This is a genomic window from Paenibacillus humicus NBRC 102415 (genome assembly GCF_004000905.1).
Taxonomy (GTDB): domain Bacteria; phylum Bacillota; class Bacilli; order Paenibacillales; family Paenibacillaceae; genus Paenibacillus_O; species Paenibacillus_O humicus.
In genome coordinates, this window is the sequence record NZ_BIMD01000028.1 from 1 (window position 1) to 20,475 (window position 20,475).

A 20,475-nucleotide genomic window follows, 5' to 3' on the forward strand; every position below is an offset into this window, starting at 1 on the left:
CTGCGCCGAGCCGTCGAGCCGGCCGACTGCGCCGCCGAGCGCGGCGTCGTCCGCCTGCGCATTCAGGCTGATGCCGGTGACGCGCACCGGCTTCTCCGCCGTGCCGAGCACGGCTTGTCCTTCAACGCGTCCCGCCGCGCCTCCGAAGATGTAGCCCGCCTTGCCGGCGGGCAGGTTCACGGACAGCCGGTCCACCCGGCTGTCCGTCACCGTCAGCTCGCCGAAGCCGCGGCCGAGAAGCCCGCCCGCTGCGAAGCCGTCTCGTCCTCCGGCCGAAGCGGCGGTTTCCGCCTCGAAGACGATGCTCGAGGAATCCTTCGCAGCCGGATCGCCCGCCGAGGCCTGCTCGATCCGTCCCGAAGCGCTGCCGGCGATGCCGCCGGCCGAGCTGTCGGATGCGACGGCTTTGAGCAGGAGATAAGCGGCCGACGCCTGCTGGACCGTCCCCTCGGAGCGGCCGGCGATGCCGCCGAACTCGCCTTGCGCCGTGATGGATGCAGGCGCCTCTGCCGTGCCGCCGGAGAAGACATGGCGAATGACCGTGCCTGCGGCTGCGCGGCCGGCAATGCCGCCCGCCTGCACGTCCGCCTGCTCCGCCTGCGCCCTCGCGTCAAGCGAGCCCTTGAAGCCGGCCTGGCCCAGCAGGCCGCCGCCGAGCTCGCCGACGATGCCTCCGGCGCGCACCTTGCCGCCGCCGAGGACATGAATGTCGCCGCTCGACGAGAACGCGCGGGGCGAGGCTTCCACCAGCTGAAGTCCGCTGGCTGCGGAGCCGAACAGACCGCCCGCATAGACGTCGCCGCCGCCCTCTGCCTCGACTGCCGCCGACTGCGCATACCCCTTGGACCACGAAAGCATCGGGCCGACATGGCCCGCGATGCCTCCGGCATGGACGGTTCCGCCCGCATGGACGTTGACTGCTCCCGTCGCCGGCAGCGCCATCGTCACCTCAGGCAGCGCCCCGTCGATCAAGCCCGTCAGACCTCCGGCGTATACCTCCGCCGCATCCGGAGCCGTCACCGTGACGGAGCCGCTGGCCGCCGTCTGGGCGGAGAACAGGACAGGAGCGCCGAAGCCGCCGGAGAAGCCGCCGGCATGAACGATGCTGCCCGCCGTAACCTGGACGGGAGCGGTATTCGCGATGACCGTATTCTGGTCGTTCATCGTCAGAATTCCGGCCGTATAGCCGGCAAGGCCGCCTGCATAGATGACTCCGCCACCGCCGGCCGTGACCGGTCCTTCGTTATGCGCCGTCTTCATCTGCAGGCTGCCGGACGATACGTATCCGATCAGCCCGCCAGCGTAGGCCGAGCCTTCGGTCGCGACCGCGGCATCGTTGGACACATTCGCCACCTGGCCCTCGGCCGAGCCGACGATGCCGCCCGCATATGCGGTGCCCGCGAGGCTTTTGGCCCCGATGCCGATTTCGTTCTCGATGTCGTAGACGATGCTGTAGCCCGCCATCCTGCCGACCGCCGCGCCGGCATACACGTTGCCGGACACGGTGGAGAGGCCGATGTAGCCGTCCGCCTCGAAGCGGAAGCCGCCGACCGTGCCTCCCTCCATGTTGCCGACCAGCCCCTGGTAAGGGATGGAGGATGGGACGCGCATGCCGGAGATGCCGAACTTCGCTCCATCCTTGGCGATGAGCGTGCCTTTGAACGGGTGGCTCTCGGTGCCGATCGGCACCCAATCGTATGCGGACAGATCCAGGCTGTGGTCCACTTCCAGAATTTTGCCCTTGAGGCCGTCGACGCCGTCATCCTCGTTGACGAGCTTGGCGATTCCCGCCAGCTTGGCCGGCGTGTCGATCTTGAATGTGGTATACGTCGAATCGAACCAGCTCGTATCCGCCGAGCCCGACCAGGTCTGGGCGCCGGCCCTGACCATCATGGCCGTGCCGCCAAGCGCGCCCGCGAGCAAAACCGCTCCGAGCGCGGCCGCTTTCCAGGCCGGTTTTCTTTTTGCTGCCTTCATGTCCTGCCCCCCGCCTATTTTCCCGTCCTTAGCAGACAACCCGCATCACGCTTGGAGCATGATGCGGGCCTGCCGTCTGCTGCGGCCGATTATGATTTCATCCAGTCGTTCACCCGGACCGCGATCGCAGCCGCCTGGCTGCGCGTGAGCGGCTCGTTCGGGGAAATGCTGCCGTCGATGCCTTGAATGAGTCCTGCCTGCACGGCTGCCGCCAGCGGTGCCCGAGCCCAAGCGGGAATCGCTTTGGCATCACCGAAGGCGCCCAGCACGCGGGCGGTTTCTTCCTCGCCCAGCTCCTTGCCCGGCCGGGCAATCGCCATCAGCCTGCCGGCCATGACCATCGCCTCCAGGCGGGTCAGAGCCGCGCCCGGATCGTACCGGTCCGGACTCTTGCCGCTGGTGAGGCCGAGGCCGGTCGCGACGGCGACCGTCCGTGCGTACCAGCTGTCCGCCGGCACGTCTCCGAAGCGGGCCGTTGCCGCGGGCTCGGTCATGTAACCGGCCGAACGGAGCAGGATCGTCGGATATTCCGCCCGCGTCACCTTGGCGTTCGGAGCGAACTTAGCCGCCGACTGGCCGAAGACGAGCATTCTCGCCGAGGCCTGCCGGATCGTGTCCGCCGCCCAGAACAGCGGCGCTACATCCTGGAACGTCTTGCTGTTGCTTGCATAATAGAGGCTGCCGGAGCCGGTCAGCACGACCTCTGCGGCCGATCCGCCCGCAGCCGGCTTCCATGGCAGCGGCGTCCAGCTGCCGTCTGCCGCCCTCAGCAGCACTGCCGTCACATCCTTCGTCGTGACGCCCTCGGGCAGCGGCAGAACCGCGGCCGGAGCCGGCTTCCAGCCGGATGACGGAAGGCCCAGCTGCAGCTTGGTGCCTGCGCCGCCGCCCAGCAGCCTGAAGCCTTGGGCGAGCGCCGCCGCATCCAGCGCGGCACGATCGGCGTTGTCGTTCAAGCCGAACGACAACGTAAGATCGTCCTTGCCGCCGCGCAGCTGCGAGGCGCCGAGCGACAGGCTGGCCATCGGCAGCTCGATCCGCAGCGTCTTGCCTGCCGCGGCGAGCTTGTCGGCGAGCGCGCGGGCGACCGTGATCCGGTAGCCCTCCGCCGCCGCTTCCGCCGAGCGGAGAACAACGTCGGCCGAGCCGTCCGCGCTCGAGGCATCAAGCCGGATGACGACCGTTTTGCCCTCCCATGCCGCCTCGACGGGACTGCCGTTCAAGCTGGCCTGCGCCTTGTCTCCCGCAGCCGGCGCTCCGCCGCCTCCGAAGCCGAAGCCGCCCGGCATGCTGTTCCAAATATTCGCAGGCAGCACCGAAGCGGCCATCGCCAGCTTCCCGGCGGAGGTACGCTTCGCCACGACGACGTTATCGCCGTGCTTCGCCCCGATGACGCCGTCCGAAGGGACGACGCTCCAGCCGGAAAGATCCTCCTTGAAGGCAGGCAGCTTGGCGCCCGCCCCATAGACGCGGTATGCCAGCTGCTGGCCGGTCATGTCTCCGGCATCGGAGACGACGATGCGCGTCTTATCCGACGAGCCGAGCACGCTTTCGGTCGAAGCATGGATCGAGCCGAGCGAGGTCGGCGCCGGCAGCGCCACCTCCGCGACGGCCATCGCCTGCAGCGTCATGGCGTCCGAAACCCGGTACTCCGCCGTAATCAGGCTCGCTCCGGCACCAGTAGCCGTCAGCGTGCCGTCCTCGGCCAGCAGCGCCGCTTCGCCGTCCGCCGTCAGGCTCAGCCGCTCCAGCTCTTCCTTGCCGAGCGCGACTTCCTTGAAGCGCGGCTTGCCGCTGCCGTCCTTGCCGTCCGCCACCTTCAGCACCGCCTGGAGCTTCACGCTCTCGCCAGGCTGCAGCTTCGGAATCGGCTTCAGCAGGATCGCGCTCGGCGCCCGGAAGCCGTCGTTCGTGACGTTCACGACCGCCGAGTTCCCGTTGCCGGCCGCGTCGCGGGCCACGAACTTCAGCTCGGCTGCGGCGCCTGCGCCTTCAGGCAGCAGCACCTCGCCGCTGAATCGCCCGTCCTCCCCGACCTTGACCGGCTGTCCGGCGACCGTGAGGACGTCGCCGACGGTCGTCGTTCCGGAGACGCGGATGCGGCCCGATTTGGTTCGGGCTCCGGTCGCCGGCTCGTCGATGTACAGCACCGGCGCGATCGTGTCGACCGTCAGGTACAGCATCGTGACCGAGACGTCTCCGGTCGCCTTGTTGCGGGCTCTCAGCTCCACCGCGAACTTGCCGTCCGTCGCGAAGCGGTCCAGCTTCAGCGTGCCGCGGCTACCGCCGCCCTCGGTGCGCATGTCCGCCTTGCCGAGCAGCTCCTCCCCGACATAGGCCTCCACTTCGACGTTGGGCTGGGTGGAGAGGAGCGTCAGATTCTGCTCCGTGCGGCTCGTGAGCATTTCCCAGAACTTCTTGCCGTCCGGCTTGGCCGGTCCGCCGCCGAGCGTGAGCTGCGGCTTCTGCGCGACAGGCAGCAGCGTCGCAGCCGAGTCGGCGCGGTCCGCATAATGCGGATTGCGGTTCTTGTCATCCGCCGCAGTCGGCACGGCGGAGGCGCTCACGCCGATCGTGTAGACCTTGCCCGTCTCCAGTCCGGCATGGCTCGCTTCGCCGGCCGGAACCGCCGTGCCATCGAGACTGGAGGTGTTGATCGTGTCCGAGGTCGAGACGGCGGCCCAGCCCCCGATCGGAATGCCCTCGTAACGTCCGGAAGAGGCGTTCCAATACGGCTTCAGCTCCTCCTCCGTCATCAGCACGGTGCCGAACGGCTCGTAGCTCTTCATCGCCTTGTCCTGCTCCTGCAGCGCCTCGATGACGTAGCTGCGTTCATAGGCCTGCTGGCCGGATTTGACCGCGCCGGGCTTGAACGACAGATGGAAGTAGCCGTTGCCGGCCGGCTTCACGCTCACGCCCTCGACCTTGGCCGGAGCCATCGGGTCCTGGAGCTCGAAGCGCTGCGCCGACGTTTTCGTGCCGAAGGCGTTCTCCGAATGGAGTTCCGCCCGCACATAATAGCTGCCCTGGCGCAAGAGGCCGCGGATATCCTCCGTGCCTCCCGCCAGCGGGATGCGGGTGACGTCGATCGCCGCGCTGCCCGCCGCGGCCGGCAGATCCTTGGCGATCAGCAGTCCGGCGTCGCCGGTCTGCTGGACGAGCTCGCCGGTCGACAGCTTCTCCATCTTGCCCGTCACCGCGTCGCTGGCCAGATAGAGGCTGACCGTATCGCCCGGCTTCGCATTGTCGACCTTCCAGGTCGCGCTGAACTTGTTGGCATCCGCCGGATTCGGCGTCAGGCCGACCTCGCTCAGCTGCGGCGCCGTCGGCACGTTCAGCAGCTTCGTCTCGACCGGCGCCTGCGCCGTCAGCGTCCATTTGCCGCCTGCGGCGGCTTTGTCCGCCGGCACGATGACGTATGCCTTGCGCATGTCCACGCCCGTCGGCGACTGCTTCGCCGGCACGGTCTGCGTGAACGCGTTCGCCGTCTTGTCCGTGTTCGTATTGTCGAATTTCACCGGATACAGCTTGCCGCTGCCGTCCTTGAGCGTAAATGCCGGCATGTCCTTGCTGTCGTATTCCATCTCGATGATGGCGTTGCCGCTGACTCCGCTCATCGGAATCTCATGCACGCGGCCGCCATTTTTGACCGTGATGCCGCCGACGCCGAGCGTCATGTCGCCGTTGTCGACGATTTTGGCGCCGTTCCCGATCTCGCGGTATTCGATCGCCTGCGATTCCTGCTCGGATGCGATGCGGGAGTCGGCCACCTTTTCTACGCCCGTGCCGATGACGAGCAGGCGCGGTCCGCGCTCCGGATCCTGGATGACCAGATGGGCCAGTCCCTCCGGCAGCTGATCGCTAGACGTGCCGAATTCCACTCCGCCTCCCCAGTAATACGTGATGCCGAGGGAGATGAACAGGATGCCGACGCTGCCCCACAGCTTGTCGTTGTTGACGCCGAGGAAGACGCTCGAGAGCGGCATGCCGCCGACGACCGGCACCGAGCCCGGAATCTGCACCTTGGAGCCGATGTAGCCTTCGAAGTCGGTGCGGTTCTTCTCCAGGTTCTGGCCGACGAAGATGCCGGCCTTGCCGACGATGATGTCCCAGCCGCCGATGTCGATTTCGGCCTGCACCCGGACGAACCACGGCGTCACCCACTGGGCTTCCAGCAGCGCCTGCGTCAGCATCGGGATGCGGTCGTCCTCCTCCGCATTGGCATCGGGCGAGTATTTCATCCGCCCCTCGATCTTGATGCCGGTCCGCTTGAGCGTCATGTCGATGTCGCCGAAGAAGTAGGCCGGCGCCATGCCGAAGCGGATGCCGACGCCCGCCTCGATCGTCAGCGGGAACGGATCCTCCTTGGTGCCGCCGGCGATCGTATCCGCCAGCTCCCGCACCGCGCCGCGCACGGCGGTCAGGTAGGTGGCGCCGGTGATGAGCACGCCCGGGCTCTTCAACTGCGTGCCGAAGGCGATTACATCCGGCAGGATGCGCCCGTCGTCGACCTGCTTGAGCGAGAATTCGATCGAGACCTCGGCCATGTTTTTCAGCTGCGCCTCGAACTCGAGTCCGTACTGGTTGTTGATCCCCTCTACCTTCTGCACGTAGTGGGTGACGCTGATGCTGCCGCTCGGCTTTTTCGGACCTTCGCTGTCCGCCTTCTTGTCCTCCTTCGGCCCGAACAGGCCGAGGCTTTCATTGAGGTCGAAGCCGAGCTTGGCGTCGATGCCGACAAACCCTTTGCTGTTGTAGATGACGTTGTTGATCTCCGCGTTCACGACCTTCAGCGACACGGAGCCGCCGAACGAGATGCCGCCCTCGCGGAGAATGAAGTCGTTCAGCGACAGGCCGAAGCCGTCGATGGAGAAGCTCGGCGCGCTGAACAGCGAGTGCTTGTTGAAATACACATTCTCCAGCATGATCTGCCGGAGCGGATTGAGCCGGTCGCCGACGCCGCCGACCGCCCACTTGAGGCTTCCATTCTGGCTGTCGTCCTCCGGGTTGGTCGCCGACTGCTTGTTGGCGTCCTTGCTCTCCTCTTCCTCGTCTTCGTCCTCGCCGCTGCCGGCGCGCGGGATGCCGTAGCCGTCCCCGCCGAGCGTCTTGTCGAAGCCGTTGAAGAAGTCGAGCGTCCATTCGCCCTTGTGGAAAATGAAGCCGCTGCTGGCCACGCTCAGCGTGCCGTCGCCCTTGACGAACATCGTATCGAGCAGCGGCAGCCCCTCCGGCTGCTTCATGCCGAAGATGTCGAGCTTGCCGCGCACGATGACGAGGTCCTTGCCGCTGTACGCGACCGAATCGTTGATGATGGCAGGCTCGGTCTTCGTATCGACGATGATCTGCTGATCGTCCCCGGTGCCGACCTGCTTCACCATGCCGCGCACGACGACGAGCGCCTCGCGGTCGATGTCCGCTTCCTCCGCCTCCTCCTCGAACGCCTCCAGATCCTCCTCGCTCTCGAAGATGCGGTAGTTGTAGAGCGGCGTCTCCGCCAGTGCCGATTCGTCGGCGAACCCGCTCAGATCGAATTCGGGATCGACCGCCTTGCTGGCGGCTCCGATGAGCGCGCGCGTCTTTTTGTAGCTCGTCGCCGCGGCGTACAGGAAGCTGCCTTCCTTGAACGGATTGCCGGGGAACAGGCTGTTCAGCTGCTCGAGCCGCTCCGCGCCGACCGTCGCGCCGTTGTCGAGGCCGCTCAGATCGACGACTTCCTTGTACAGCGCCAGGATGCCGGCCTCGCGGATGCGGGATTCGTCGTTGTCGGTGACGAGGATCGTCTCGCCGGCCGTAATGTCGTACATCGACGCGATCTCCGGATCGTCTCCGGCGGCCGCCTTGTAATCGATCGCGATTTCGTATTCGCCGAGCGGCAGCTCCGGTCCGAGTCCCTCCTCAAGCACCTTGCCCGTCTCGTCGACCTTGTCGCCGCCCCGGTAGGTGATGCGCATGTCTCCCGTGAGGCCGTCGTCGGTCGGCTGCAGCAGCACCGAATCCTTCACCGGCACCCGGTAGCGGTCGCCGGTCGCCTTTTCGATCAGATACAGGTCGAAGTTCGGCTCCGTCCCTTCGCCGCCCGTCGTGTACGCTTCGATATTCGAAAGGTTGACCGTCATGTACTTGACGTCCGTGCTGTAAAGCTCCTTCGGCGAGACGCCGTATACATACGTCGGCGTCGCCTCGCCTACCGGCGGCAGCAGAATGAAGTTGGACTTGACGGACTCGTACTGGGCCTGGATGCCCTCGTCCTTTACGCCCTCCAGCTTGCTGCGCGTCTCCGGGCTGCGCGCCGTCAGCATGTACTGGCGCGTCGTCGGCCACGGCTTTCCTTTGGCCATGACCTTGAAGGAAGCCGTCACTGTGTCGCCCGGCTTGTACTTCGGCTGGATGCCCTGACGGGCTTCCTCCGGCGTCGCCTCCTTGCGGTACTCCACCTTCTTGCTGCTCACATTGTCCACGAGCGGCTTGCCGGAGGCGTCCCGCCTGATGTTGCCGCGCTCGTCGAGCTGCACGAAGCTGAGCCCGCTCTGGAGCGTCATCTCGAGCTCGATGCGGGAATGCTCCATGCCGAACGCCGGCAGGTTCTCGATTTCGGCCGTAATGTCGAAGATGCCCTCGTCCCGGTAAGCGCTGCCGTCGGCCAGCGTCGCGAGCTGCTGCACCGGATCGACGTAGCGGACCGAGAACACCTTGTCCGGAGCGACGATCTCGCCGAGGCCGTATACCGTCTCGAAGCTCTGCATGCGTCCCGGCTCGATCGCGTCCGGATTCCAGTAGAACGCCACGGCGGAGTCGGCGCTGCCGTAGTCGTTCGTATCGCGCGTGAAATCCAGGTTCGGATGGACCGTATAGTCCCATTTCGTATTCGCAAGGCCGTTCCAGTGGCCGACGACCATCTCGTCGACGATGTTGATGTTCTGCTCGGCCACATTGTTGAAGCCGTAGGCGACGACGTTCGTCGCCTGCGGATTTTCCAGGTCGAGCTTGTCGCGCATGACCCAGTAGGCCGGAAGCTTGTAGAGCGGGCGGTCCTCCTCGGGAATGCCCAGCTTCTCCGGCTCATGGGTGAGCCTGCGCTCCACCGACAGCGGCGCCTTGTACGCCGTGCCGACCTGGAACGCCGGGCCGTCGTTGCCGCCGACCATCGTATCGAGCAGGATGCGGCTGCCGACCTCGACCTTGACTCCGCTGCCGTTGACGACCTCGTAGCGGATGTTGACGTTGCCCGAGTTCGCCTTGTCCTTGCTGTCCGTATACAGCAGCAGGATCTGCTTGATCTGCACGCCCTTGAGCGTCCAGGTCATCTCCAGCTGCTTCGTGCCGTTCGGCTTCTCGAGAAGCACCGGCTCCGTCGTGCGCGACTCTTCGCGCCCGAACTTGTACTTGTTGCCGAAAATATAGTCCGTGCCGTCGATGCGGAACGTCGTGAACGACGTCTCCGGATCGTCCCCGCGGAAGATCAGGCTCACGTTCTGATCCTGCTTGCGGATCGGCTGGCCTTCGACCGTCCGGATGCCGTATCGTCCCGTCTCGTTGTCGACGGTCACCTTGATAAATTCATTCTGAATCGTCGTCGTGCGGCTCTTGCCCAGCTCGGCGGCCACTGCGTGGCCGCTCTCGAACAGGGCAGGAAACACCAGCACGAATGCCAGCAGCGACGAGATCGCGCGTTTGAGCAGCCTCACCAAGCATCCCCCAGTTCCTTCGTTCATGACTCTATTTGACCGATCCGACAAAGAAGCTCGCATACTCGCGGTCGCGCTCCTGCGTCCGCACGACGATCGTGTACCAGCCCGCTTTCGGGAAGGCGACCGTGTAGCCGCCGTCCGCCAGCTGCTGGTACGTCAGCTTGGACGCGATCGACTTCATCTGGCCCTCGCGGTACAAGCCCGGCTGGTACAGCAGCTCGAACGTGCCGGCCTCGTTGACCGTCTCCTTGCCGCCGACCTTCATCGTGTTGTAGCCGCTCACGCGGAACGTGATGCGGTTCGTATCGAACAGCGCCTGCTCGCCGGATGCGGCCGAGATCAGCGTGCCGTTGCCGAAGATGAGCAGGCCGCCGCTCTTGACGACGACGACGTCCTGGTAGGCGACCGCACGGTTGCCGACCTCGTCGATCGCCGTGTAGGCGACGCGCTGGCGTCCGAGCTTGCTCAGGTCGAGCCCGCTGACCTCGACCTTGACCTTGTCCGCCGCCGACAAGTTGTCGGAGACTTCGTAGCCGCCGAGATCGGCCGCGGCGCTGAAGCCGGCTTTGTTCTGCACGATGCCGACCGTCGGCTGCTTCAGCTGGATCGCAGGCGCGGCATTGTCCAGTCCCGCCACCGTCACCGGAATCTGCGTGGCGTTGCCGAGCGCATCGGAGATCGACATCGCCGACGAGCCGTTCGTTTCAAAGATGCGGGAATACGAATAGGCTCCGCCGGCGCCGCTCACCTGATTGCTGTAGGCGCCCGGCGGCCCGATCGGCCTCAAGCCGGAGAAGACGGCGTTCGGCGCGGCGACCTTGCCGCTGAGCGTCACCTTCATCCTGCCGGCGGCGTACTTCTTGCCGCCGATCGTGACGATGCGGCTTGCCGGCAGCTCGGCACCCTGGCTGTCGACGAAGGCGTAGGAGACGCGCTCCGGCTGCGGGCCTTCGCTGACGACGCCTTCCACCTGCTCCTTGACGATCATCGTATTGCCGAGCGCGTCGCCGATCGTGAACGATACGGTCCCGTTTTTCGTCACCGCGACGCCGTTGTTCTGGCTGTGCACGACGAAGTCGCGCGCCTGGCTGTCCGCCTTGACGACCGACAGCGTCACGCCCGAGGAGAGCACGACGCGGCCGCTGGAATCGCGGAGAGTGCCGAAGCTCTGGCTGCCGTCCTTGCCGTAGGCGTAGGAGCGCACAATCTGCACGCGCGGCGGATCGCGGTCGATGTTCGACACGATTGCCGTCGCCTTGCCCGTGTTGCCGGCCGCATCCTTGAACTCGAATTCGAAGCTGCCGTTCTCCGTGAACGTGTAGACGCTCTTGCCGCCGTTGTTCGTCATGATGATCGGCTCCAGGCCGGTCAGCATCGCCGTCACATGGCCGTTCGTCTTGATGTTGTTGCTGACGGAGTATTGGATGACGCCCTCCGGCTTCACATCGTCGACGTTGTTCACGACGACAACGAGCGTCTCCTTGCGCTTCGCGTCGTTCAGGTCGGTCAGCTCGAACGTGTAGAAGCCGTTCTGCTTGACGTTGAACCGGTTGCCCGAGCGCGTCGGCTGATGCGGGTTGAGCTTGGAGATCGCGATCCGGATGCCCGGCGGCGGAGCGATCTCGAACGTCGCTCCATCAGCTCCGTTCACCGGCGTCAGCCCGGACATCGCCGCTACGGCATAGACCGGCTCGGCATCGGGATCGAAGCCCTTGGCGTCGACCGGATAGACGGCGCCGATCTTCCCGCTCGGCGAGCGGTATTTGACCTGCACCTGCAGCGCGGCAGCGTCGCCCGACGGCACCTTGAGGCTGACGAACGTCGTATATGGACGCCATTTCTGCCAGCTCTCGCCCCCGTCCGGAGAAACGGAATACTCATAGCCGGAAGGGTTGTCGGTCTGCAGCCCCAGCTTGACGATGGCGGTATAGCCGTCCGCCTCGTCGCCGGTCAGCCGGACAAGCGCCGATGTTCCCGGCGCGGCCGGCGAATCCTTGACCGGACCTGTCAGCTTGAACGTGCCTGTGGTGGCCGCGAGAGCCGTATTGCCCGCTCCATCGGTCGCCTTTACATACAGGCGGAAGTCCGCCGTCTCGCCGTCAGCCAGGACCTTTGCCCCTTCCAGCTCCGCGACACGGCTGTCTCCGAGAGACACCCAGCCGCCGGAGCTCTCCGAAGGCTCCGGCTCTCCCTCGCGCACCCACTGGTAGGAGGCGGTCAGGCCGCTCTTGCTGTACAGCTCGGCAAGCGTGACGAGCACGCTCTGCTTCGGCAGCGGATAGTTCAGGCCTTCCAGCCCGAAGCCGATCTGCGGCGGTTCATTGTCGAAATAGTACGCCCGCGAGTAATACTGCGTGCGCTCCCCGATTGCCGCCTTCACATGCACATAGCGGACGCCGCTCTTCTCCTCGTCCGGAATGGCGTACCCCGTCCAGCCCTCCTCGGCCGCGGCGTCCGGCTCCAGCGCCGCGAAGCCGCTGTCCGAAGGCCTCAGCGGGCTGTCCGACCAGGCGTAGCCGACGTAGTCCGGCGACGCTTGGCCGATCCAGAACCTCACTTCGCCGCTGCGCGTATAGGCCGCGTTCGGCTCCGGCAGGAACCGCGTCGGCAGCGCCTGCTCCGTGCTGACGGTGACCGGCGCGTTCTGCGGCGTGCCGACGATGAGGTTGCCGGCCTGATCCTCGGCCTTGAGATAGAGCCAGTACGCTCCGTCCTCGAATACGTCCGTGTACGTCGACTGCGTCACCGTGTAGGACGGCGCCTCGTCTCCATATACCGCTCCGGCCACCGTCGCTGCCGGCTTCCACTCCAGCTCCTGCGGCTGGAAGCCGTCCTTGACCCACTGGTAGCCGATGCTGCGGATGCCGCTGTGCGGCTCCTCCACGAGCGCCTGCACGGTCACGTCCGCCGTGCCGTCGGCGGATACGACTGCCGGCTCCAGCTGCGGCTGCAGATTGTCGAGGCGCAGCACGCCGACCTCATGCGTCCAGTTGGAATCATCGTTTTTGAAGTCTTCCAGCTTCCATTCGTTCTTGTCGCCGTACTGGCCGACGGCCGCCAGCGCCTTGTTGTCGGCGTAGAAGGTTTTGTCCGCCTCCGAGCCGGGCGCCTCCGCCTTCCAGGCCTCATACTGCTCCGCGTGCTTGAGGACGTAGTCCTTCATCTTTTCGTATTGCATCAGCTCGCGCGCGGTATCCCAGGTCATGTCCGCCGTCCATGTATGGAGGTACCACTTGCCGCTGTTCTCCGGCAGCAGCGCCTCGGGAGGCGGGGAGATGACGTTCGTCTTGTTGTTGGCGGCCGATAGCTTGAGCCCGGTCATCTCCGGATACAGCTCCTCCGACGGCTGCTTCGCCGACAGGGAGTAGCGCTTCACAGCCGCATAGTTGTCGGCCTCCTTGCCCGCCAGCGGATCGGCCGGTGATTGGCTCCAGGCGTAATACACGAGGCCGATCGACGGCGCCGCCTCTCCCGTCATATTGCTCGGACGGTAGATGCCGCGGCTCGGGCGCTCCGCTCCCCGGTCCTGTACGGCCGGATCGAGCGCCGGGACGAGCAGGGACGGATCGTTGGCGTCGATCGTCACCTTGCCTGCCTTGGCGTAAGCCGTGGCCGTCGCGCCTCCCGCCTCGTAGCGGTAGCCGATGAGCGGCTTCGTGTTGTCGATGAACAGATTCGCCCAGTCGATCTTGGAGTTCACGAGCGACGGCTCCACATCCATCGGCGCGTTCTCGAACACGCCGTCGTAGTTCGCCGGCTGGATGAGCAGGTTGCCCGCATAGTCCTGAATGACCGACAGGTCGGACAGAGCCGGCGTCTTGTTGTCGTGAGACAGCGCGATCACCTTCAGCAGCGGCGTCTCCAGATCGACGGAGTCGCCGATGACGGCGCGGAATTTCCAGACGCTCTTGCTGTAGCCGGAGACGTAGTAGGCCTTCATGCCGTTGTTGAACAGCAGGTACGTGCCCGCCTCCTGGCCTTCCCAGATCCGGTTCACGATGCCCGGCTCCGTGAGCTGCACGCTGAAGTCGATGACGTCGCCTTTGTTCAGCGTCGTGCCGGTGAGAATCTCCGGCTGGATGCCGTTGCCGGACTTGCTGTACTTCGGCCGGACCGCATCCACGATGACCCGGTAGCCGCCGGCCTTGTAGTCGAACGGATCCAGCGTATGCCCTTGCACCTTCGGCAGGCTGGCCGCGCTGGCCTTGTTCGGGAAGCGCATCGTTGCGACGTTGCCCGCGGCGTCCGCCAGCACGGCCTGCTCCAGCTTCTCCTTGAGCGACAGATCCATCGGAGCGGCGTTCAGCGTGCTTCCGTCGACCTTCGGCTCCAGCGGCAGGTTGCCGCTGTTGTGATAGGCCGAAGCGGCGTACCGGTAGGCGATCTTGTCATGGTACGTGCCGAGATTGGCCGCGCTGTACGTCGTGTTTTGCAGGTACTGCGGCTGGCCGGCCGCCGGCAGCCCGGTGCCGTCGGGATTGACGAACAGCGGATGCCTTAGGAAATAATCGGAAAAGCTTGCCGTCACCGAGGTCGGCCGGACCGGCTCGCTGAAGTTGTAGGCGAGGTCGACGAACTCGTTCTTTTTCACATAAAGCTCGGTTTGATGAATCTCTTCGTTCTCCCGGGTAGCGCCGTTGCCGGTGAACGTGTAGCCCTCCAGCACGGGACGCTCCTTGTCCTCGAACTTGATGTACAGGCCGCGCACGCCCGTCGGGCCGTCGTCGTCGTCCTGGCCGAAGATGCGGATCGTGATGACGGCGCCCGGCGTCAGCAGGCGTTCAACCGATTTGTTGTAGATCTGCGTGCTGCCGCTCGTGCTGTTCGTGTTGTAATACATGATTTCCTGGCCGTTGACCTTGACTTCGATGCTGGAGTTTTCCGATCCGGAAAACACCCCGTAGTTTTTGCGGAGCGTTCCGAAGCCGATCTTCATCGAAGCGTGGCCGCTCAGCGCCATTGCCGAGAGCAGCGGATTTTCGCCGACGCGCAGCGTGTAGGTCGCTCCGGATTCATCCGTGAATACATCGCCGGCGCCCCAGTCCGCCGACGTGTCCGGATCATGCTGCATATAGAAGCCCTGCTCCATGCTGTTGTAGAAATTGCCGAACGCATTCTGAGCCTCATAGCTGAGATTGCCGATGCGGTTGCCGAATTTTTGTGTAACCTCCAGATCGGCCGCAGCCGCCTCGGCCGGCGCAGCCCAGCCTCCTGCCGCGGCTCCGACGAGCAGGCTCGCCGCCAGAAGCAGTTTGAACCCTCGTTTGCCAATTTTGCGCAGATGCACCTCAGTGCCCCCCTTATCCCCTTGTCGAAGACTGACTTCAGACCCACTCTAATTTCGACACAATCCGAGTCCATTCTAGGAAAAAGGAATAAACGAAAAATAAACAAGCGATAGAAAACACAAAAAAAGCCAGGACTTTAGTTCTAAAGTCCTGGCTTATCGATGAAATTAAAAATGAGCGGCGTTCATGAGCGACGCGAACGAACGGGAAGGAGCCGCGCCGAGATCGCGGGCGAGCCTCTCCTCCAGCTCCCGGTACTGCCTGGCCGCGTCATGGGTGCGGCCGAGGCGGATGTAGAGGCGGATCAGCTCCACGTGGATATCCTCCCGCAGCGGATCGAGCTCGATCATTCGCTGTAACAGCGGAAAGGCGGCCTGAGGCTTGCTGTCCCGCAGCAGCAATCTCGCCTTCCCTTCCATCAGCTCCATCCGCTCCCGCTCCAGGCGCCGCGACAGCTCGCCCGCCCATTCGTACAGCTTGCCGGTCAGGAACGAGCCTTGCGCCGCGGCCTCCGCCTGGTCGAAGCGCAGCAGATCCGGCGACGGCTCCGCACGGATCCGCTGGACGATGCGTTCGTACTCGTACAGATCGCAATCCACCTGCGAGGCGTCGATGCGGATATCGTAGCGTCCGGCCTGCAGCAGCGATTCCAGGCCGGCGTCTGCGAGCGGCCGGCGGATATAATAGAGCGTGGAGTTGATGTTTTTGGCGGCTTTGTCCGGGTCGAGCCCTCGCCACAGCGTATCGGCGACTTCCTCCCGGCTGACGGTCCCTTTGCAAAGCAGGTAGACGAACAGCTCCTCGGTCTTGGGGCTGCGCAGCTTGATCGGCGCTTCCGCGCCGCCCGTACCGTCGTAGCGGAAAAAGCGGATGCCGCCGAACAGGCGGACGCCGAGCTTCGGCTGCGCAAGCGGCTCCCGAGACGGCTTAAGGCGCTTCTGGAGACGTTCGAGCGTCTTGGCCAGCCGCTCCGCGTTGACCGGCTTGAGGACATAGTCCGCCGCGTCCTGCTCGAAGGCATCGACCGCGTACCGGTCGTAGCCGGTTACGAAGACGACCTCAAGCGACTGCTGCAGCTGCTTCAGCCGGGCTCCAAGCTCCATCCCGTCGATCTCGGGCATGTTGATGTCGAGAAAGGCGACGTCGACGGGATGGCTGCGGATGAACTCGCAGGCTTCCGCCGGACTGAAGAAGCTGCGGCGGATCTCCACGCCGCCGATCTCGCCAGCAATTCGCGACAGCCGGCGAACCGACAGCTCCTCGTCATCCACGATAATCGCTTGCAGCATCGCTCATCCTCCTTTGTCATAACCGCGTGCGGACCTGGCCGCGACCGGAACCCGGAAGGCCAGCCTCGAGCCTTGCCCCGCCCGGCTTGTCAGGTCCAGCTTCTCCCCGTACAGCAGCCGCAGCCGCTCGCTGACGTTCCAAAGCCCGACTCCGCCGATGCGCTCCGGCTGCTGCAGCCGAACATACATCGCCTCCGCATCGAATCCGGCGCCGTCATCCTCCACCGCCGCATGCAGGAAGCCCTCCCGCTCGGAGATCGTGACCTTGACCTCTCCGCCCCGCCCCCTGGAGAGAAGGCCGTGGCGGATGGCGTTCTCCACGAGCGGCTGAAGCAGCAGAGGAGGGAAGCGCAGGCCCGGATCGGCGTCGCAGCGGAGGCTTACCTTCAGCCGGGAGCCGAAGCGGGCTTTCTCGATTTCGGCATACGCCTCGATCAGCTTCATCTCCGCTCCGAGCGAAGACAAGGAGTCCAGCTCCCGGAAGTCGAAGCTGCCGCGCAGATATCCCGATAGATCCATCGTCAGCTTCTCCGCCTTCGCCGGATCTTCGACGCACAGCTCTGCGATGGCGCCGAGCGCGTTGTACAGGAAATGCGGATTGATCTGGGAGCGCAGGAAGGCGATCTCCCGCTCCCTCGCTTCCTTGACCGACTGCCGCAGCTTGACGAGGCTGCGCACCCTGGCGAGCAGCTCCTCCGCCTCGAAGGGCTTGGCGACGTAATCGTTCGCGCCGAGATCGAGGGCCAGCTTGCGGTCCTCCTCCCGGCGCCGGCCGGTCAGCATCAGCACGGGAAGCTCGGAAGGCGAGAAGCGCTCCCTCGCTTCCTGAAGGGCTTCGTAGCCGCTGCCGTCCGTGAGCGATACGCCCAGCAGCACGAGGCATAACTCCCGTTCCTTGCCGAGCGCCTCCCGCATCTGCTTCGCCGAATGGACAGCCTCGACCCGGAGCCCTTCCTGCTCCAGCAGCTGGGAAATCGCGTGCAGGCTGGCGGTGTCGGGATCGGCCACAAGCACGGCCGGACGCTGCCTGCCGTCGCGGGCGGCCTGGAGGAAATGGGCGGCGGCAGCCGGCTCCTTCGCTCCCGTTCCCCTCCGGGCCGGCTTGCCGCCATGCTCGGCCTCCAGCAGCAGGGCGAATCGGAACGGCAGCTCCGCCTCTCCCGGCGCCGGCTGCAGCACCCGGCCACCCTGCAGCTCGATCAGCCGGCGGGAGATCAGCAGCGCCAGATCGGCGGAGTCCTCGCCGGACAGGGGAGGATCGGCGATGAATCGCTCATCCGAGTGCATCGGCTTTCTTTTCCCGATGAAACGGATCGTCACGACTGCAAAGCCTCCCTGCTCCTCGGCATCGATCTCGATTCTGCCCTCTTCCGCCCGAAACGCGGCTTGTCCGACCAGACGATGAAGAATCTGCACCAGCCGGTCCTCGTCCGCATAGACTGCCGCCATATTTTCCTTTACCCCATTCAGCAGCAGAACCGGCCGGCGTCCCAGCAGGGACCGGTGCAGCCCAAGCACCGATTCGACTGCGGACCTCAAATCGAGGTTGCGCAGCTCCGGCTGGATGTCCTCATGCTTCAGCCGGGAGAAATCATGCAGATCCTGGACGAGGTACCCGAGCTTGCGCCCCGTACCGGCAATCAGCTCGAGGCTGCGCGCGGGACCGGAGCCCGGCGGGATGGCCGTGCTCTTGGCTACGCTGTCGGCCAGGTGGACGATATCCTGCAGCGGCGCCCTCAGCTGATAGGTCGTCGACGAGAGGAATTCGTCCTTTTGGCGATCCAGCCGCAGCAGCTTGCGGTGCATATGATCCATCTCGCGGAATGCCGAGTAGAAGCGGTAGACAATGATCAGAAAGACGACCAGGCTGAACAAAACGACGTAGATCTGGGTCAGCAGCAACGAGTTGAGCAGCGACAAGCCGAACAGCCAGCAGCAGATGGAGTACAGAATCAGCAGCAGCACAGCCAGCAGCAGCAGCAGCGCCTCGTACCGCTTGGCCCGGCTTGCGCGCGCATAATGAGCCGCAGCGCTCCAGAACAGCCAAACCATCAGCAGCTGCTCAGCGAAAATGATGAGCTGATAAATCAACAGGTACTCCCGGATGTCCAGAAACGGAAACAAAAGCAGACTGACCAGCAGCGCCAGCACGAACAGCCGCAGCCATCGGTTGGGGCGGTCTCCCTGCAATAGCCGAAGCAGATAGACGGAGACGATGAAGCCGGCTAGAGAGCTCATATCCTTGATTGTATATAACGTTTGAAAGGACAGCCCGTCCAGCAGCAGGGTCAGCGGCCTTTCTCCCAGCAGGCCGTTGAATACGGCCAAGCCGAAGCAGGTGAGGCCGAACAGCAGCAGCGAATAATCCCGCTGCCCGTAGAGCCACACAGCCGCGAACAGCACGAGGTGAATAAGGCCGACGACCGTGAGCACAACGGCCATGGTCGATTCTCCGAGCAGGCTGCGTTCATGGGCGGCGCGGACGGCCTCCTGCTTGCCGAAGTAGATCGGCATCGGGATGCCGGAATCGAGATAGTCGTAATTGGATGCATGCACGACAATCTCCGCCTCTCCGCGCTCCAGCTCAAAAGCAGCAATCCTGGGAGAGTTGCCCGGCACATACGCGTCCTCGCTCAGAGCGGGCACGCCGTCGATCAGCACTTTTTTTCCATTGATGTAAATCTCGCTGGCAAAGCGGATATTCGTCTTTTTGATTGCATAAACGCCGGACTCCGGCACATGGAGAAGCCTGAGCCGGTATGTCGCCGCGCCGTAGGCAGGCATTTCATCCCCGCTTGCCTGTCTGTCGTTCCATGCGCCCGGCACCTCCATCCAGGCCGGCTCTCCCTGCCGGGAGGCCTCTCCCGGCGCAAGCAGCTCATTCCAATAAAATTCCCATTCGCCGTTCAGCGCGATCCGGCCGGAGCCGTCCCAGCCGGCAAGATCGAGCACGCCTTTTTCCGCCCGCAGCCGATTCGGTTCCGAACCTCGCTCCGAGCTGATGCCGAGCGGTATCCAGATGCTTAGCGACACCACGAGGAAGATGATGCCGGCAACCCTCCGCATCCACATATGCCTCCATCCGCCTACTAAAATATCAATAAATCTAGATTGTATTTATCGGTTGAAAACCGGCTTTCGTGAAGAGCGCGTCAGCTTCTCTATCGTTTCTTGCCGTCTTCCTGCTCGAATTGAATAATATAGAACCAAAAAAAAGCCGCTCCCTCCACTTCGGGAGAGATGCGGCTTTGGATAGCCTATTAAGCTGAAGGACAAGCTCTCCGAGGAGCAAAGCCTGTCAGGTGCTGATCAGTTTGCAAGCACTGTCGGCTGCCGCGGCTTAAACAACCGTGTTGCTGATTACCTTCGAATAACCGTTCGAGGAGGCTGAGTCCGTCAGCTTCGCCAGGGAATTTACTGCTGTCTCGCTGAACAAATACCATTGGTCGCTCTTGGCGTCATGAATGAGGACCTTTGCAAATCCTTTCAGATCCTCAGCCGGGAAAGCCTCGACCAAAGTATAAACATCATAACGCTTCACGCTGCTTCCCTTGCTGTCCAGGAAGTCATATTGCTTATTTTTATAATAGGACCCAGGCACATCGATGTTGGCCCTCCACGCGAAGCTGGCAGGCGCATCGACCTTCTGGCCTTTGCCGCTATCCATGAGCTTGTAGACCGAATCGATATAGGAATTTCCATTGATCTGCTCGACGACGCCGCCCATGGTCATATGGTATTCGGTTTGAAGGGTCTTTATTGCGATATCATTAATGACCAGCGGCGGAGAATCGACCGTTACCGTGGAATTGCTGTAACCGACCGTGCAGCCAAAGGTTTCGGCAATAAATCGCAGCGGAACGAGAACCCGATTGTTTTTGACGTACGGCTTGGAGTCCAGCTGAACTTCTTCGCCATTTTTTACCGCAGTCGCACTATTGGCCTTTAGAATCACTTTCATCTTGTTCTTCGTCAGCGTCACTTCCGAATGGGACCAATCGACCGCAGCTCCCAAATTCTCGCTGATTACACGCAAAGGCACCATGGTGCGATTGTTCTTCATTTCAGGCTTTACATCCGAAGCGACAGCTGCCCCATCAACCTTGATATGGCTGCTAGCCGCATGGGCGGCAGGCGGCGAGACGAGCACGGCTGCTGCAAGAAAGAGGCCGGGAATGATCTTCTTCATTTTTCCATCCATCCTTTTATAATCAATTGATTGAGAACGGG

General features: G+C 63.9%; 6 protein-coding genes. All 6 read right to left on the bottom strand.

The window, feature by feature from the left end; all coding sequences use genetic code 11:
- Positions 1 to 1,977, bottom strand: a 1,977-nt coding sequence (locus PHU01S_RS16305; protein WP_218032463.1) for a hypothetical protein, incomplete at its 3' end; no start/stop codon positions are given.
- Between the two features lie 89 nt (positions 1,978 to 2,066).
- On the bottom strand, positions 2,067 to 9,665 hold the full coding sequence (locus tag PHU01S_RS16310; protein ID WP_127508554.1) for an S-layer homology domain-containing protein: 7,599 nt from the start codon (positions 9,663 to 9,665) through the stop codon (positions 2,067 to 2,069).
- Between the two features lie 31 nt (positions 9,666 to 9,696).
- On the bottom strand, positions 9,697 to 14,955 hold the full coding sequence (locus tag PHU01S_RS16315) for a hypothetical protein (protein WP_127508557.1): 5,259 nt from the start codon (positions 14,953 to 14,955) through the stop codon (positions 9,697 to 9,699).
- 168 nt (positions 14,956 to 15,123) lie between these two features.
- Positions 15,124 to 16,245 (bottom strand): response regulator, encoded by a 1,122-nt coding sequence (locus PHU01S_RS16320; protein ID WP_127508560.1) that lies wholly within the window; start codon positions 16,243 to 16,245, stop codon positions 15,124 to 15,126.
- A 3-nt stretch (positions 16,246 to 16,248) separates the two neighbouring features.
- The gene (locus PHU01S_RS16325) at positions 16,249 to 19,311 is read right to left on the bottom strand and encodes a hybrid sensor histidine kinase/response regulator (protein ID WP_164763092.1); all 3,063 of its coding nucleotides are present in this window, start codon (positions 19,309 to 19,311) and stop codon (positions 16,249 to 16,251) included.
- 274 nt (positions 19,312 to 19,585) lie between these two features.
- Entirely contained in the window at positions 19,586 to 20,434 is an 849-nt protein-coding gene (locus PHU01S_RS16330; protein WP_127508566.1) for a copper amine oxidase N-terminal domain-containing protein, read from the bottom strand.
- Between the last annotated feature and the right edge of the window lie 41 nt (positions 20,435 to 20,475).

Coding starts and splice junctions, on each gene's coding strand:
- PHU01S_RS16320 (WP_127508560.1), bottom strand. CDS start 16,245: ATGCTGCAAGCGATTATCGTGGATGACGAGGAGCTGTCGGTTCGCCGG.
- PHU01S_RS16325 (WP_164763092.1), bottom strand. CDS start 19,311: ATGCGGAGGGTTGCCGGCATCATCTTCCTCGTGGTGTCGCTAAGCATC.
- PHU01S_RS16330 (WP_127508566.1), bottom strand. CDS start 20,434: ATGAAGAAGATCATTCCCGGCCTCTTTCTTGCAGCAGCCGTGCTCGTC.